Annotated in this window: 13 protein-coding genes and 1 pseudogene; 9 read left to right on the top strand and 5 right to left on the bottom strand. The window is 73.5% G+C overall.

Annotation, left to right across the window (positions count from 1 at the left end; genetic code table 11):
• Window positions 1–14 precede the first annotated feature (14 nt).
• Window positions 15–1,289 (bottom strand): annotated as a pseudogene (locus HNR21_RS04025) (FAD-binding oxidoreductase).
• Window positions 1,290–1,685: 396 nt separating this feature from the next.
• Here HNR21_RS04025 and HNR21_RS04020 point away from each other — a divergent pair.
• From HNR21_RS04020 to HNR21_RS04010, 3 genes are all read left to right on the top strand, one after another.
• On the top strand, window positions 1,686–2,729 hold the full coding sequence (locus HNR21_RS04020; RefSeq protein WP_182704105.1) for an ABC transporter permease: 1,044 nt from the start codon (window positions 1,686–1,688) through the stop codon (window positions 2,727–2,729).
• Window positions 2,730–2,903: 174 nt separating this feature from the next.
• A complete protein-coding gene (locus HNR21_RS04015) occupies window positions 2,904–3,644 on the top strand; it encodes a class I SAM-dependent DNA methyltransferase (RefSeq protein ID WP_182704104.1) in 741 nt (246 codons plus the stop codon).
• Between the two features lie 123 nt (window positions 3,645–3,767).
• On the top strand, window positions 3,768–4,286 hold the full coding sequence (locus HNR21_RS04010) for a hypothetical protein (protein WP_182704103.1): 519 nt from the start codon (window positions 3,768–3,770) through the stop codon (window positions 4,284–4,286).
• Between the two features lie 50 nt (window positions 4,287–4,336).
• On the opposite strand, the gene HNR21_RS04005 is transcribed toward HNR21_RS04010, so the two are convergent.
• Window positions 4,337–5,260 (bottom strand): LysR family transcriptional regulator, encoded by a 924-nt coding sequence (locus HNR21_RS04005; protein WP_182704102.1) that lies wholly within the window; start codon window positions 5,258–5,260, stop codon window positions 4,337–4,339.
• A gap of 105 nt (window positions 5,261–5,365) precedes the next feature.
• On the opposite strand from HNR21_RS04005, the gene HNR21_RS04000 reads away from it, so the two are divergent.
• Window positions 5,366–6,061, top strand: a complete 696-nt coding sequence (locus HNR21_RS04000) for a type 1 glutamine amidotransferase domain-containing protein (RefSeq protein ID WP_119731379.1) — start codon at window positions 5,366–5,368, stop codon at window positions 6,059–6,061.
• Window positions 6,062–6,180: 119 nt separating this feature from the next.
• Here the strand turns inward: HNR21_RS04000 and HNR21_RS03995 are convergent, their stop codons facing one another.
• Window positions 6,181–6,741, bottom strand: coding sequence for an NADPH-dependent FMN reductase (locus HNR21_RS03995; RefSeq protein WP_182704101.1), 561 nt, complete (start codon window positions 6,739–6,741; stop codon window positions 6,181–6,183).
• A 326-nt stretch (window positions 6,742–7,067) separates the two neighbouring features.
• Here HNR21_RS03995 and HNR21_RS03990 point away from each other — a divergent pair, with 326 nt between their 5' ends.
• From HNR21_RS03990 to HNR21_RS03970, 5 genes are all read left to right on the top strand, one after another.
• Window positions 7,068–8,135: a methyltransferase domain-containing protein gene (locus tag HNR21_RS03990; RefSeq protein ID WP_182704100.1), complete on the top strand. Its 1,068-nt coding sequence runs from the start codon at window positions 7,068–7,070 to the stop codon at window positions 8,133–8,135.
• Window positions 8,136–8,297: 162 nt separating this feature from the next.
• A complete protein-coding gene (locus HNR21_RS03985) occupies window positions 8,298–9,284 on the top strand; it encodes an alpha/beta hydrolase (protein ID WP_182704099.1) in 987 nt (328 codons plus the stop codon).
• A 29-nt stretch (window positions 9,285–9,313) separates the two neighbouring features.
• The gene (locus HNR21_RS03980; protein ID WP_182704098.1) at window positions 9,314–10,297 is read left to right on the top strand and encodes an alpha/beta hydrolase; all 984 of its coding nucleotides are present in this window, start codon (window positions 9,314–9,316) and stop codon (window positions 10,295–10,297) included.
• Between the two features lie 43 nt (window positions 10,298–10,340).
• Window positions 10,341–11,435, top strand: a complete 1,095-nt coding sequence (locus HNR21_RS03975) for a helix-turn-helix domain-containing protein (protein ID WP_182704097.1) — start codon at window positions 10,341–10,343, stop codon at window positions 11,433–11,435.
• Window positions 11,436–11,701: 266 nt separating this feature from the next.
• Window positions 11,702–13,138 carry a hypothetical protein gene (locus HNR21_RS03970; RefSeq protein WP_182704096.1) on the top strand — a complete coding sequence of 479 codons (1,437 nt, stop codon included), beginning with the start codon at window positions 11,702–11,704 and terminating at the stop codon, window positions 13,136–13,138.
• Window positions 13,139–13,273: 135 nt separating this feature from the next.
• Here the strand turns inward: HNR21_RS03970 and HNR21_RS03965 are convergent, their stop codons facing one another.
• Window positions 13,274–14,341 carry an aspartate-semialdehyde dehydrogenase gene (locus tag HNR21_RS03965; protein WP_119731373.1) on the bottom strand — a complete coding sequence of 356 codons (1,068 nt, stop codon included), beginning with the start codon at window positions 14,339–14,341 and terminating at the stop codon, window positions 13,274–13,276.
• Complete coding sequence (locus tag HNR21_RS03960; protein ID WP_182704095.1) at window positions 14,338–15,606, bottom strand: aspartate kinase; 1,269 nt, start codon at window positions 15,604–15,606, stop codon at window positions 14,338–14,340. The genes HNR21_RS03965 and HNR21_RS03960 overlap by 4 nt, the downstream gene beginning before the upstream one ends.
• Between the last annotated feature and the right edge of the window lie 96 nt (window positions 15,607–15,702).

Here is a 15,702-nt window from a genome sequence, read left to right as displayed (position 1 = left end):
TGCCCGCGTCGTGGTCAGGAGCCGACGGCCTGGGGGTGGCGGAAGACGTTCCGCGGGTCGTAGCGGCGCTTGACCTGGACGAGCCGCCGTTAGTTGGCGCCGTAGTAGGCGGTGCGCCAGTCGGCCATCTCGGGGTCGGGGAAGTTGACGTACGCGGCGTTCGTGCCCAGCCGGGTCCGCAGCAGGGTGTGGACGGCGCGGGTCTGGGCCAGGAGCGAACGCACGCCCTCGGCGGTCGTCGCGGGCCGCCAGGTCGTTCCGACGTCGATCACGAACGTGGCGTCGCGGTGCGGGAACGCGGTCTCGTGCGGGTCGACGGTCGCCGTCGCGCCGCCCATCGCGAACAGCGTGACGTAGACCGTGTTGCCGCGTCCCTCCGGCCGCCAGGTGCGGATCCGTTCGGCCACGGCCTCGACGGTGGCCCTGTCCAGCCATCGGCCGGGCACCAGCGAGCGGGACGCCATGGCCTCGCGCTCGTCCCCCTCCGACAGGTAGCCCTGCGCCTGCCAGAAGCCGTCCTGCCGGATGACCTGCCTGGACGGCCGGTACGCCAGCAGCGGGGCCAGCAGCCGCAGGGTCGTGGTCTCGTCCCCGAGGTACTGGCCGAGCATCGTCACGGCGGTCCGGCCGTCGCCGTGGTTGATCATGCCGAACCGGATGTCGAAGTTCCCGGCGACGTCCCGCTGCAGGATCTCCTGGACGATCTCCAGCAGCGCCGCCGCGTGCCGCAGCTCGAAGACCAGGTCGAAGACGGTGGCGACGGTCCGCGACACGTCCACGGCCTCGAACAGGAACCCGGTGTTGATCCCGAAGTTGCCGCCCGCCCCGCCCCGGCACGCCCAGTACAGGTCGGCGTTCTCGGCGGCACCGGCGCGCACCACGGTCCCGTCCGCGAGCACGACCTCGGTGGCGACCAGCCGGTCGCAGGTCAGCCCCCACTTGCGGTCGTTGAACCCGAGCCCGCCGCCGAGGGTGAGCCCCGCGACCCCGACCCCCGTGCAGCGCCCGCCGGGGAAGTACAGCCCCGTCCTGGTCGATCCGGCCTGGAAGACGTCGGAGTTGGTGGCCCCGCCGCCCACCCACAGCCGCCGTCCGTCCGCGGTCACGTGCCTGAGCCGCCGCAGGCTGACCAGCAGCCCGGAGGTGGTCGAGTGGCCGGCGTAGTTGTGCCCTCCGGAACGCGGGGTCAGCGGCATCCCGTGCTTGGCGGCCCACCGCAGCGCCGCCTGCACGTCCCTGCGGTCGGCGCACACGACGACGCCCGCCGGGAGCAGGTGGTCGTAGCGCATGTTCCACGGCGGGGCCAGCCGGGCGTACTCGGGATCGCCGGGCCGGTAGAGCGAGGCCCTGGGGCTGAGCGACTTCTGCAACTCGCTCCACGCCGCGGGCTCCGCCGGATCCCACGGCCTGGCCTCGGCCGATGCCGCCCCCACCAGCCCGGCGGCCATCCCACCGGCCGTGATCTGCGCCCCGGCCCGCAGCACATCCCGACGTCCGTACATCACTCCCCCATTCTCGTGACTTTGGGTAGTCAATCGAACACCTTCCGCATTTCCCTGTCGGAAGCGCCGCCAACCCGTCCGCCGGCGCGTCGCGGGAACCGCCGATCGCGTCGGAGCGACATCCGCCCGTCCGGGCGGCCGGCGTCACCAGACCGGCTCTGACCAGGGACTTAAGGTGGTGGGATGTCGGGGAGGGCGGCACAGGAGGCCGATGAGGGGCGGCATGGCCTGACGGAACGGTGGAGGGCGTTCCGGCGGTCGCCGTTCCTGCCCGCCACCGTCCTGACGGTGATCCTCACGGTGGCGGCGGGACTCTTCGCGGGCTCGTACACGTACTCCATGGCGAAACCCACCCCGCGCTCGATCCCCGTCGCCGTGGTGGGCGACGACCAGGGGACGCGGGGCGAAGCCTTCCTCGCCGGGATGGAGAAGGCGCTGAACGCCTCGGTGCGGGTCCACCCGTTCGGCGACCGGGCGGCGGCCGTGAACGCGGTGGAGGAGCAGGAGGTCTACGCGATCCTCCGGTTCCGCGACTCCGGGGCGGCGGCCGTCCTCGAGGTGTCCGGGGCCTCGGGGGCCTCCGTGGCCGAGTTGCTGAGGCAGACGGCGCCGCGGGTGGGCCGGGAGACCGGCGTCTCGGTCACGGTCCACGACATCAAACCGCTCCAGCCCGGCGACCCGCGCGGCCTGGCGGTCTTCTACATCTCGCTCGCCGCCGTGGTCGTCGGCTTCGTCGGGGCGATCCAGCTCAGCGTCCACGCGCGGGCGCTGAACCCGCCCGAGCGGATCGCCTTCACGGCGGTGTACGCGCTGCTCGGCGGGTTCGCCATCGCCGCGGCGGTGGACTGGCTGCTGGACGCCCTGGACCTGCCCTTCCCCGAGTCCTGGCTGATCCTGGCCCTCACCATGTTCGCCTCGGGCATGGTCTTCACCATGTTCAACACCCTGGTCGGGCGTTGGGCGATGATCCCCACCTGGGGTCTGATGGTCCTCGTCGGCAACCCGTCGTCGGGCGGCGCCGTCTCCTGGCCGCTGCTGCCGTCCCCGCTCGCCGCCGTCGGCCGCTGGCTCCCGCCGGGCGCCTCGGTGAACGCCCAGCACACCGCGATCTACTTCCCCGGCCACCAGCACGTCTTCCCGTTCGCCGTGCTCGCGGGATGGGCCCTGGTGTCCTGCGCCGTCTTCTGGACCTGGCGCCACCGCCACCCCGGAGGCCGCGACACCTGACGCCCCGGCGGCCCTTGCGCTCGGACGGAGCCGCCGCAAGGACTCGGTTCGACGGGCCGTTCGGGGGAGTGAACGTCTCAGCCCCGGCAGGCGGCGCGGTGGTCGTGCCGCCGGGGATTGAGGCGGGCATAAATCGGTCGCGTCGGCGGGGGCCTCGGGGTTACGGTCCGGCGGGTGAACGATCCGGACGGGTACTTCGGGGAGCAGGTCGCGGCGACCTACGACGAGTCGACCGCGGAGATGTTCGCACCGGCCGTGGTGGAGCCCGCGGTGGACGTGCTGGCGGAGCTCGCCGGTGACGGCCGGGCGCTGGAACTGGGCATCGGAACGGGACGCATCGCGCTGCCGCTGGCGCGCCGGGGCGTGCCGGTGCACGGCATCGACCTGTCGCGGGCCATGGTGGCCCGGTTGCGCGCCAAACCCGGCGGCGACGAGATCGGCGTGACGATCGGGGACTTCGCGACGACCCGGGTGCCGGGCGCGTTCTCGGTCGTCTACCTGGTCTTCAACACGATCGGCAACCTGACGACGCAGCAGGCTCAGGTGGACTGCTTCCGCAACGCCGCCGCGCACCTGGAGCCCGGCGGGTGCTTCGTGATCGAGGTCGGCGTCCCCGAACTGCGCAGGCTGCCGCCGGGCCAGAACGTCCTGCCCTTCCACGTGAGCCCCACGCTGTGGGCGTACGACGTGTACGACTTCGCCACCCAGGCGATGAGCTCCAACTACGTCGAGATCGTCGACGGCCGCGGTGAGTTCCGCTCGATCCCCTTCCGCTACGTCTGGCCGTCCGAACTCGACCTGATGGCCCAGATCGCCGGGCTGCGCCTGCGCCACCGCTGGGAGGACTGGACCCGCGCACCCTTCACCGGCGAGAGCCGCCGCCACGTCTCCGTCTGGGAGAAGCCCCACTCCTGACCCGAGCCCCCGGGAGACGCGGGCCGCCCCGCTCATGGCCGCATGGTGTCCGCCGGGTGTCCTGCTCATGACGGATGCCCGGGGGCCGTGACGGTGGCCGCCGTGATCGCGGAATCTGGGTCTGTGCGAAGCCGTGGGACCGTCGTCCTGCTCGCCGGAGCGGGAGTGCTCCTGCTGGTGGCCGGGCTGATCGTCGTGAACGCCTGGAGCCGGGCGGGCGGGCTCCCCGTCGTTCCGCTGCCGCCGGGGGCCACCACCAGGATTCCGGAGGGCGAACGGTACGAGACCCGGGTGGACAACCTGGCCCAGGCCATGACCCACACGCTGGAAGGCGGGTTCGGCCGCACGGACATGACGGTCCATGCCCTGCCCGGGAGCATGGCACCGGCCGAGGCGGTGGCCTTCATCGGCCGTTCCCTGGGCGGCGACTGGTCTCCCGTCCCCAACCGCTGCCGCCAGCGCGGGCACCCGGTGGACGTTCCCGGCCGCCGGTTCATCACCGCCTGCCGCTGGGTCGAGAACGTTCGGTGGTGGCCCCGCGCGGTCGAGGTCGCCGCGTTCGACCGCCTCGACAGGATCCCCCCGCCGTACTGGCCGAAGGACGTCACCCTCCTGGTCGTCGCCACCGCCCGCGCCCGCTGACCGGCGAACGCCGGTGGACGCCCGGTGTCCGCAGGTCCGGCCGGGCGCTTCTACCAGGAGCGGGCCGCCTCCAGGAGATGGTCGTGGACGAGGGCGACGTGCGGGTGGAGGGGGCCGCCGGTGCGGCGGGCGAGGAAGGCGGTGTTGATGGGCGGGTCGTCGGGTTCGAGCAGGGGGACCAGCGTTCCGGCGTCGAGGTGGGCGGCGCACAGGTAGTGCGGGAGCACGGACACCCCGGCCCCGGCCAGGACGGCCGCCAGAACGCCGCGCAGGTCGGGGACGACGATCGCCGGGTCGGCGGTCAGCCGGGTGCCGAAGACGTGCCGCCAGTAACGGCGGAGGATCGGCAGGTCCTCGGCGTAGGAGACCAGGGGGACGCCGGCCAGCGCCGCCGCGCCGTCGGCCGCGAGCCGGTCCCGGTCCAGGCGTCCGGCCCAGGCGGGGGCGGCGACCAGGACGAACTCCTCGTCCATGAGGGGTTCGGCGATGAGCGCCCGGCCGCGCGGGCGGATCGCCGACACCACCAGGTCGTGGGTCCCGGCGCGCAGCCCGGCCAGCAGGTCGTCGGCCAGGCCGGTGGTGATCCGCAGCCGTACGCCCCGTTCGACCAGGGGGGCCAGGGCGGGCAGCACGAGGACGGCCAGCGCCTCGGCGGGGCCGCCCAGGTGGACGGGGGGCTCGGGGGCGGGCCGGTGCGCCGGGGCTCCGGCGGCGATCGCCTCCAGCGCGTCCATCGGCGCGGCCAGCCGGGCGGCGAGTTCATCGGCCACCGGCGTCGGCGCCACCCCGCGCGGCAGCCGCTCGAAGAGCCGTCGGCCCAGGTGCTCCTCGAGGGCCTTCAACTGGGTGGTCGCGGTCGGCTGGGACAGCCCGACGAGGCGGGCGCCCGCGGTGACCGAGCCCGCCCGGTAGACCGCCAGGAACGTGCGCAGCAGGGCGAGGTCCAGTGGCCCATTGGAGATCCTATCGCTCACATTGACAATGCTATTAGTCCTCAAATGGCTCGGCGGCTAGCTTGGGAGCGGCCCACCGGACCCGGCACCGGGACGGACCGCAGACGAACCGAGGAGGACAGCACGATGGCGCGGATTCTTTTCGTGATGACCGGCGCCCGCCACTGGACGCTGAACGACGGGACCCGGCACCCGACCGGGTTCTGGGCCGAGGAGGCCGTCATCCCCTACCGGGCGCTGACCGAGGCCGGGCACGAGGTGACGGTGGCCTCGCCGGGCGGCGTGGTCCCGGTTCCCGACGCGGCCAGCCTGACGCCGGACGCGACCGGCGGCGAAGAGGGCGCCGAAGCGATCACCGCCGCCCTGGAGGAGTTCACCGAGCTCCGGCGTCCGGTCCGGCTGGAGGAGGTGGACCTGGCCGGCTACGACGCGGTGTTCTACCCGGGCGGTCACGGCCCGATGGAGGACCTGGCGGTCGACGCCGACTCCGGCCGGCTGCTCACCGCGACGCTCGACTCGGGCAAGCCCCTCGCCCTGGTCTGCCACGGCCCGGCCGCGATGCTGGCGGCCCGGCGGCAGGACGGCGGCTCGCCGTTCGCCGGCCGCCGGCTCACCGGGTTCACCAACGAGGAGGAGCGGCAGGCGGGTCTGGCAGGCAAGGCGCCCTGGCTGCTGCAGGACCGGCTGACCGGGCTCGGCGCCGACTTCCGGGCGGGCGCGCCCTGGCAGCCGAACGTGGTGGTGGACCGCAACCTGATCACCGGCCAGAACCCCGCCTCGTCCGGACCCCTGGTCGCCGAACTGCTCAAGATGCTGGGCTGAACACCGGACCCGTGCCGGAACACCGACCCCGGCGGGATCCTCCAGGGCGTGGCCGCCTTGGCGGGAGGGTTCGCCGTCACGTCGTCCGCGGGACGGTCGCGCGGCGGCGACCGGCCGGGTCAGGAGCCGTACGGGGTTTCGGCGCGGGCCCGGCGGAGGGCGCGGCCCCACCAGGCGAGGCGGTCCAGGAGGAGGTCGGCGGCGGTGTCGGCCTCGGGGTCCTTGGGGCTGCCGGTGCCGTCGAAGCACTCCCAGATGCGGTGGAAGCTGACGGTGTCGCGGATGGTGACGGCGTGCAGCTCGGCGAAGACCAGGCGGAGCTGCTCGATCGCGCGCAGGCCGCCGGAGATGCCGCCGTAGGAGATGAACGCGACGGGCTTGGCCTGCCACTCGGTGACGTGCTGGTCGATGGCGTGCTTGAGGGGGGCGGGGAAGCTGTGGTTGTACTCGGGGGTGATGACCACGAACGCGTCGGCCGCCGCCAGCCGGTCGGCCAGCCCCGGGTCGGGGGCGGCGGCGAAGCCCTGGGCGATCGGGGTGTCGGCCAGGTCGACGACGTCGATCGCCATGTCCTGCCGGTCCCGGGCGCGCGCGGCGAACCAGTCGGTCACCACCGGGCTGAACCGGCCCTGCAGGGCGCTCCCCGTGATGATCGCGACGTTGAGGGGCTGTGCGGACATGGGCGGTTTCCTCCTGCACGCCTTCCCGATGCGCCGGGCTTACCCCCAGAGTCCTCCCTCAACCAAACTTGAGGTCAAGTCCGCGCCAACGGAGACGTCTCCCGCAGGACGACCGCCGCCGGATATCCGGTTGCCTCCGCCGCGACGGTGAATACGATCGGCGGCATGAACTTCTTCTTCCTGCGTTGAGCCGCCGCCGGCGAAGCGAGGCCCCGTCCCGTCGCCGGCGATGCGGGGCGGCATGCCGCCGTCCCGGGCCGACGTGGGAGAACGCAGATCGTCATGCGACTGATCGACTTCCCGCGTCCCGGCGTGCCCGTCGTCCGTTGACGGCGGCGCGCCTGGTGGCGCGGTGCACACGAGGGCTGGAGGCGGTGGTCGCCGCCGAGATACTCGCCCTCGACCTGGGGACCGTCACGCACCTGGGACATCGTGCGGTCCACTTCCGATCGTCCCGGCCGGACCCGCAGGTGACCGGGCTGTCCACCGCCGACGACGTGTTCGCGCTGGTGGCGCGATGCCCGGACATCGGCGCGGCCAGACCGGGCCTGCTCCGGCTGGCGGACCTGGCCGAGCACGCCGACCTGGCGGCACCGATGAGGCTGCGGGAACGCCATGCCGGGCCGTTCACCGGGGTGGAGGTGTCGGCGTCGTTCCTGGGCAGGCGCAACTTCAACCGGTACGACGCCGAGGACGCCGTGGGCGAGGCCCTGGCGCGGCGGCTCGGCACGGCCTACCACTCGCGGCGTTCCGGCCAGGCGCCCCCGCCGACGCACAGCGGGTGGCGGCTGACCCTGGACGGCGTGCACACCGCCCTCATGTTGCGGATCGCCGCCCGCCCCCTGCACCGCCGCCCCTACAAGCGGCGGTCGATCCCCGGCACCCTGCATCCGCCGGTGGCCGCCGCCATGGCCCGGATGGCCGGCATCCGCCCCGGCCACACCGTCCTCGACCCCTGCTGCGGCGCCGGGACCCTCCTCATCGAGGCCGCGTACCACCAGCCCCAGGCCCGGCTGCGCGGCCTGGACCTGTCCCCGGACGCCGTCGCCGCGGCGAGGGCGAACGCGGCGGGCCTGCCCATCACCATCACGCACGGCGACGCCGCCCGCCTGCCGCTTCCGGACGGCGGCGTCGACCGCGTCCTGTGCAACCCGCCGTGGGGCGCACAGGTCCGCCCGAACGGCCTGCTCGCCGCATCCCCCGCCCGCTGGTGGCGGGAACTGCGCCGGGTACTGGCCCCGGACGGAGCGGCCGTGCTCCTGCTCCCCGACCCGGCCGACATCGCCACCGGCATCCGCCACGGCTTCGTCCCCACGGAGGTCCACCGCGTACGCGTGGCCGGCGCCCAGCCGTTCCTCGCCCATTTCCGCGCCCCCGACCGGCCGGGGAGGTGAGTGTTCCGGGCCGGCGCCCCGGCCTGCGGGAGGTCACGTCTTGCGTCATGAGGCCGCGGAACCGGATCCGCCGAACGGCGGAAGGTTCCCGCCGTCTGGCGCTGCCCGCACGGCCGGGGCGCGGGGCAGCATGACTGCCATCACTTCGGCGAAGGAGAGACCATGACCCGCCCCTCGTACCCGCCCCCGCCGTTCGACCCGGAACTGGCGGCCGTGCTGGAGATCCTGTCCGCGCAGGTGAACCCGTGGCTGACCGCCGACGAGATCCCGGCGACCCGGGAGGCCCTGGCCGACATGGCCGTCCCGAGGGAGGAGGTCGAACGGGACGGGGCCTTCGAGGTCGAGGAGCGTTCGGTGCCGGGGCCGCAGGGCGCGCCGGACATCGGCCTGCTGATCTGCCGGCCGGCGGGGACGAGCGGGGCGCTGCCCGCGATCTACCACACGCACGGCGGCGGCATGATCCTCGGCGACAACCGGTTCGGGCTGGACGAGATGCTGGACTGGGCGCAGGAGTTCGGGTGCACGGTGGTGTCGGTGGAGTACCGGCTGGCTCCCGAGCACCCGCATCCCGCGCCGGTCGAGGACTGCTATGCGGGTCTGGTGTGGACTGCCGAGCACGCCGCCGAGCTGGGCATCGACCCGGAACGGATCATCGTGGCGGGCTCCAGCGCGGGCGGCGGGCTGGCCGCGGCGCTCGCCCTGATGGCGCGCGACCGGGGCGGTCCGGCGCTGCTCGGCCAGGTGCTGCTGTCCCCGATGCTCGACGACCGCAACGACACCGTCTCCAGCCACCAGATGGCCGGGCTCGGCATCTGGGACCGCACCGCCAACGACACCGGCTGGACCGCGCTGCTGGGCGACGCGCGCGGCGGCCCGGACGTGTCCCCGTACGCCGCTCCGGCGCGTGCGGAGGACCTGTCGGGGCTGCCTCCGGCGTTCATCGACGTGGGGTCGGCGGAGACGTTCCGGGACGAGGACGTAACCTATGCCACCCGGATCTGGCAGGCGGGAGGCCGGGCCGAGCTGCACGTCTGGCCGGGCGGCTTCCACGGCTTCGACCAGATGGCCCCGCACACCGCCCTGTCGCAGGAGGCCCGCGCCGCGCGCCTGCGCTGGCTGGGCCGACTGCTGGGCAAGCCGACCCGATGACCGTGCACCCTCATCGACCAGGGAGAACGATGACCGCCCCCACCGACCGCATGCCGCCCCCGCCGTTCGACCCGGAACTGGACGCCGCCCTGGAGGCGCTGCGCGAGTTCATATCGCCGAGCATGACCCTGGACATGATCTCCGCGATCAGGACGGGCCGGGCGGCGCTCCGCCCCTCCGACGACGACCTGCGGCGCGGCGGGGCCGTCGAGTTCACCGAACGCGCGGTGCCGGGGCCGGAGGGCGCGCCGGACGTGTCGCTGCTGGTCTGCCGCCCCGCCGGGACGACCGGGCTGCTGCCGGCGGTCTACTTCATGCACGGCGGCGGCATGATCCTGGGGGACAACCGCTCGGGCATCGAGATGGTGCTCGACTGGGTGCAGGAACTCGGCGTGGTCGCGGTGTCGGTGGAGTACCGGCTGGCTCCCGAGCACCCGCATCCGGCGCCGGTCGAGGACTGCTACGCGGGTCTGGTGTGGACCGCCGAGCACGCCGCCGAGCTTGGTATCGACCCCGAACGGATCATCGTCGCGGGTGTCAGCGCGGGCGGCGGGCTGGCCGCGGCGGTGGCGCTGATGGCGCGCGACCGGGGCGGGCCCGAACTGGCCGGGCAGATGCTGGTGTGCCCGATGCTCGACGACCGCAACGAGACGCCGTCCAGTCACCAGATGGCGGGCCTGGGCGTCTGGGACCGGACCTCGAACGAGACCGGCTGGAGCGCGCTGCTGGGCGACGCTCGGGGCGGCCCGGACGTGTCCCCATATGCCGCTCCGGCGCGTGCGGAGGATCTGTCGGGGCTGCCTCCGGCGTTCATCGACGTGGGGTCGGCGGAGACGTTCCGGGACGAGGACGTCGCCTACGCGACCCGGATCTGGCAGGCCGGTGGGCGGGCCGAGCTGCACGTCTGGCCGGGCGGCTTCCACGGCTTCGACCAGTTCGCCCCGCACGCCGCCCTGTCGCAGGAGGCCCGCGCCGCGCGGGTGCGGTGGCTGCGGCGGATGCTGGGGGACTGAACGACCCTGTCGGCGGGCCGGTCCGGCGGGCAGGATGGACCCCGTGAAGGAGCTGGCGGGACGGCTCGCGGCGCTGGATCCCGATGCGAGCGCCGCGGTCCAGGTGATCCCCTACTTCGACCGGCTGCTGGCCGAACGCGCCGGGCTGGCCGCGCTGCTCCGGGGCGCGGCCGTGCTGACCGGGCACACCGCCCGGCTGGCCGACGAGGACCGCCGGGTCCACCTGCGGATGGACGCGCAGGGCCGGCGGCTGGACCGCGGGGCGCCGCCCGACCCTTCCTGGCCGTGCGTTCCGCTGGAGCCGGGCGGGCCGCCCGCGCTGTGGCTGGAACGCCCCGGTCCGGCGGGCGTGGTCGAGGCGATGGTGCTGGAACGGGCCGCCGCCGCGATCGGCACCGTGCTGGCCCGCACCCGGGGCCGGGCCGACGCCGCCGACCAGGCCCTCGGCGAGGTGCTGCTGGACGCGGCGGCGACCCCGGCCGCGCGGTCGGCCGCCGCCCGCAGGCTCGGGCTGGACGCCGCCGCGCAGGCGCGGGTGATCGTGCTGGACGGCGGCCGGGCGCGCATCGAGCCGCTGCCGCCCGACGCCCGGTCCGCCGCCGGGGAGGGCACGGGTCCGGTGGACGGGGCTCCGCGCGCTCCGCTGCCCACCGCCGTGCGGATCGTGCGGGACGGCGGCGCGCTGGCCCCCGGGGACCGTGCGGGGGTCGGGCCCGCCGTGCCGGTGCTGGAGCTGCCCTCGTCCTGGGCGGCGGCGCGGACCGCGTGGCGGTTCACCGCCGAGGGGACCGAGCGGGATCCCGGGCCGCGGGTGGTCCACGCCGACCGGCTGGGCGGCCTGGCGGTGCTGGCCGCGGCGGTGGGGGCGGGCGGCGAGCCCGCCGCCGACGTGCGGACGCTGGAACGCGCGGCGTCGGCCGCCCCCTGGATGCTCGCCACCCTGGACGCGGTGGCGTTCGCCGCCAGCCTGCGCGGCGCGGCGGCGGTGGCCAACGTGCACCACTCCACCCTGCAGAGCCGGCTGGCCCAGGCCGAGCATCTGCTGGGCTGGTCGGTGCACGAGCCGGAGGGTCGGCTGAGGCTGCAGATCGCGCTGCTGCTGCGCCGGTTGCACCACAACATCTGTCCGTCCGCCTAAGGGTTCCCGCGCTGCGGGGATAGATCGGTCTTGCCTGCAGGCCACTGTTTATGACTCTCGGTCATTAGCCATGAACAAGGAGTGACTACAGGCGTGCTGGGGGTCTCGTTCGCCGGGACCTCGCCAGCCGGAGAGAGAGATCACTCAACATGAAGGCCATGCAGAATGCACTAGCCGTCGGCTTGTGCACGGCCGCCGTCGGAGGTGTGCTCATCACCTCGACGACGACCCAGGCATCGACCGCTGAGCGGGTGGCGCCGCCTCCCATGGCGCCACACCAGGTGCCGCCGACCGGCGACCAGGAGCGCACTCCCGAGTACGCGCCGGAGCAGGACTCCGGGTCGCAGACCACCGAACAGGCCCTGTCCGGGCTCTACGAGCGGATGTTCGACGCGGAGGAGCGGGGGTCGTCCGAGCAGGACGCCGGGCTCTTCGGCATCGGCTCGGAGGAGTCCTTCGAGCGGGAGGCCGCGCCCGAGGAGGTGCAGCGCTCCGAGGACGACGGGACCAGGCCGGAGCAGTACCGGCCGGAGGGCTCGCAGGACCGTTCCGAGGCGTCCCAGCAGGGAGACGCGACGGAGCGCTACGAGGCCGCGCCGTCCGAGCAGGACGCGTCGACGGAGACGCAGCGGCCCGAGGTGTACGAGCCGAACGCCCAGGAGCAGGACCCGCCCGCGCCGGAAGGCTCGCAGGGTCCTGAGACCTACCAGAACTCGTACGACCTTGGCGCCTACGAGCCGACCTCTGGCGAGCCGTACCCGATTCCTGAGGAGCAGCAGCGGCCGGAGGGTTACGGGCAGCCGTACCAGTCGATGCCGCTGGACGAGCAGACCGCTTCCCAGGAGCAGGCGCCCGAGGCGTACCAGTCGATGCCGCTGGAGGAGTACCAGCCCTACCAGGAGGGCGCGCCGGAGCAGCCGTTTGAGCAGCAGCGGCCCGAGGGCTACCAGTACCCGTCCGTGCTGGACCGGCCGTACCAGAGCATGCCGCTTGAGCAGCAGGGCGCGCCGCAGGAGCAGCAGCGGCCGGAGGCCTACCAGTACCCGATCGCGCTGGACCGGCCGTACCAGTCGATGCCGTTTGAGCAGCAGCGGCCCGAGGCTTACCAGTACCCGTCCGCGCTGGAGCAGCAGCCGTACCAGAGCATGCCGCTCGAGCAGGGTGCGCCGCAGGAGCAGCAGCGGCCCGAGGGCTACCAGTACCCGATCGGGCCGGAGCGGCCGTACCAGTCGATGCCGTTTGAGCAGGGCGCTCCCCAGGAGCAGCAGTACGGGTACCCGGCCGGGCCGGAGCGGCCGTACCAGTCGATGCCGTTTGAGCAGGGTGCGCCGCAGGAGCAGCAGCGGCCCGAGGGCTACCAGTACCCGATCGGGCCGGAGCGGCCGTCGCAGCCGCAGGCGTTCGACCAGCCGCAGCTCGTCGGCCCGTACATCGCTCCGGCCGACCAGCAGGCCGCCGACGCGCAGCCCGTGAATGCGCAGAACGCGGACCAGCGGCCGGCGAACGCCCAGGAAGCCGAACGGCCGAACGCCGACGCCCGGCCGGCGAACGCGCAGGCCGCCGACCAGCAGGCGCAGAACGCTCCGGCGGAGGCGTCCAACGCGCAGAACGCGGCCCAGCAGGCCGCCGACGCCCAGGTGACGGGGCAGGCCCAGCCGGCCGAGCCGCGCACCTACGCGGTGTACATCACCTACCTGCGCTGAGGCGATCCCACGGCGGCGCCGAGCACGGTGCGCCGAGCCGACGAGTCCGGCCACGAACTCGCCGTACGAGATCACCCGATGGGAACGGCCCCGGGACATCGAGTCCCGGGGCCGTTCGCCGTGCTCGGACCGGCGTCAGGAGGTCAGCTCGGCCGCCACCAGCTCGGCGATCTGGGCGGTGTTCAGCGCGGCGCCCTTGCGCAGGTTGTCGCCGCACAGGAACAGGTCCAGCGCGTTCGGGTCGTCCAGCGAGCGGCGCACCCGGCCGACCCAGGTGGGGTCGGTGCCGACCACGTCGGCGGGGGTGGGGAACTCGAAGTTCTCCGGGTCGTCCACCAGCACCACGCCGGGGGAGCCCGCCAGCACCGCCTGCGCCTCCCGCTGGTCCACCGGCCGCTCGAAGACCGCGTGCACGGCCAGCGAGTGGGTGGTCACCACCGGGACCCGCACGCAGGTGGCGCTGACCCGCAGGTCCGGCAGGCCGAGGATCTTGCGGGACTCGTTGCGGACCTTCAGCTCCTCGGAGGTCCAGCCGTCCTCCTTGAGCGAGCCCGCCCACGGCACCACGTTCATCGCCAGCGGCGCCGGGAACGGCCCGAGGTCGTCGCCCACCACCCGGCGCACGTCGCCGGCGCGCTCGCCGATGTCGCGGTGGCCGCCGACCTTCTCGAGCTGGTCGTACAGGGTGTCGATGCCGGCCTGCCCGGCCCCGGACGCCGCCTGGTAGGACGCCACGACCAGCTCGCGCAGCCCGTAGTGGCGGTGCAGCGCGCCCATCGCGACGATCATCGACAGGGTGGTGCAGTTGGGGTTGGAGATGATCCCCTTGGGCCGGTTGCGGGCGGCCTCGGCGTTCACCTCCGGCACCACCAGCGGCACGTCCGGGTCCATCCGGAACGCCCCGGAGTTGTCGACCGCGACCGCGCCGTGCCGCGCGGCGATCGGGGCCCACTGCGCGGAGATCCCGTCCGGGGTGTCGAACATGGCGATGTCCACGCCCTCGAACACCTCGGGGGCCAGCGCCTGCACCTCGACCTGCTCGCCGCGCACGGTCAGCTTCTTGCCGGCCGACCGGGGCGAGGCCACCAGCCGGATCTCGCCGTACACGTCCTCGCGGGTGGACAGGATGTCCAGCATCACGGTGCCGACCGCGCCGGTCGCGCCGACCACGGCCAGAGTGGGCTTGCGCCTGGATTCGCTCATCGGCCGGTACCTCCGTACACCACGGCCTCGATCTGGTCGGCGTCCAGCTCGAACGCCCGATGCGCGGCGGTGACCGCGGCCTCCACGTCGTCCTGCGAGACGATCACCGAGATCCGGATCTCCGAGGTGGAGATCATCTCGATGTTGACCCCGGCCTCGGCCAGGGCGGAGAAGAACTTGGCGGTGACCCCGGGGTGCGAGCGCATCCCGGCGCCGATCAGCGAGATCTTGCCGATCCGGTCGTCGTAGCGCAGCGACTCGAAGCCGATCTCCTCCTTGACCTTGTTGAGGGCGGTCAGCGCGGCCTGCCCGTCGGTGGCCGGCAGGGTGAAGGAGATGTCGGTGCGGCCGGTGGCGGCGGCCGACACGTTCTGCACGATCATGTCCAGGTTGATCCCGGCGTCCGCCAGCACCGAGAAGATCGTCGCGGCCTCGCCCACCTTGTCGGGCACGCCCACCACGGTGACCTTGGCCTCGCTGCGGTCATGGGCGACTCCGGAGATGATCGCCTGCTCCATCTCACTTCCCTCGGTGGTGTCGGAGATCCAGGTCCCGTTCTTGTGGCTGAACGAGGACCGCACGTGGATCGGGATGTTGTAGCGGCGCGCGTACTCGACGCAGCGCAGGTGGAGGATCTTGGCCCCGCAGGCGGCCATCTCCAGCATCTCCTCGTAGGAGATGCGCGGGATGCGGCGGGCGGTGGGCACGATCCGGGGGTCGGCGGTGAACACGCCGTCCACGTCGGTGTAGATCTCGCACACGTCGGCGTGCAGCGCGGCGGCCAGCGCCACCGCCGTGGTGTCCGAGCCGCCCCGGCCGAGCGTGGTGATGTCCTTGGTGTCCTGGGAGACGCCCTGGAACCCGGCGACGATCGCGATCGAGCCCTCGTTGAGGGCGTCGCGGATCCGGCCGGGCGTGACGTCGATGATCCGGGCTTTACCGTGGGAGCCGTCGGTGATCACACCGGCCTGGGAGCCGGTGAACGACCGCGCCTCGTGGCCCAGGTTGGCTATCGCCATGGCCAGCAGCGCCATCGAGATCCGCTCCCCGGCCGTCAGCAGCATGTCCAGCTCGCGCGCCGGAGGCAGCGGGCTGACCTGCTCGGCCAGGTCGATCAGCTCGTCCGTAGTGTCGCCCATGGCGGAGACCACGACCACGACGTCGTTGCCCGCCTTCTTCGTCGCGACGATGCGCTGGGCGACCCGCTTGACGCACTCGGCGTCCGCAACGGAGGAGCCACCGTACTTCTGCACGACAAGAGCCACGGGTGGGTGCTCCTCGGATCGGGGTCGGCGTATACCAGCCGTCGAGTCTACCGACCCCATCCGACTGCGGAACGAACACATTTTCCCAGCATGCGA

This window comes from Thermomonospora cellulosilytica (assembly GCF_014138835.1).
Lineage (GTDB): Bacteria > Actinomycetota > Actinomycetes > Streptosporangiales > Streptosporangiaceae > Thermomonospora > Thermomonospora amylolytica.
Note: the sequence above shows the minus strand (reverse complement) of the source record. Positions and strands in the feature narration are given on the sequence as shown.

Excerpts from the sequence above, each read along its gene's own strand:
- HNR21_RS03970 (WP_182704096.1), top strand. The coding sequence starts at position 11,702 with ATGGCGCCACACCAGGTGCCGCCGACCGGCGACCAGGAGCGCACTCCC.
- HNR21_RS04020 (WP_182704105.1), top strand. The coding sequence starts at position 1,686 with ATGTCGGGGAGGGCGGCACAGGAGGCCGATGAGGGGCGGCATGGCCTG.
- HNR21_RS03965 (WP_119731373.1), bottom strand. The coding sequence starts at position 14,341 with ATGAGCGAATCCAGGCGCAAGCCCACTCTGGCCGTGGTCGGCGCGACC.
- HNR21_RS04000 (WP_119731379.1), top strand. The coding sequence starts at position 5,366 with ATGGCGCGGATTCTTTTCGTGATGACCGGCGCCCGCCACTGGACGCTG.
- HNR21_RS03980 (WP_182704098.1), top strand. The coding sequence starts at position 9,314 with ATGACCGCCCCCACCGACCGCATGCCGCCCCCGCCGTTCGACCCGGAA.
- HNR21_RS03995 (WP_182704101.1), bottom strand. The coding sequence starts at position 6,741 with ATGTCCGCACAGCCCCTCAACGTCGCGATCATCACGGGGAGCGCCCTG.
- HNR21_RS03985 (WP_182704099.1), top strand. The coding sequence starts at position 8,298 with ATGACCCGCCCCTCGTACCCGCCCCCGCCGTTCGACCCGGAACTGGCG.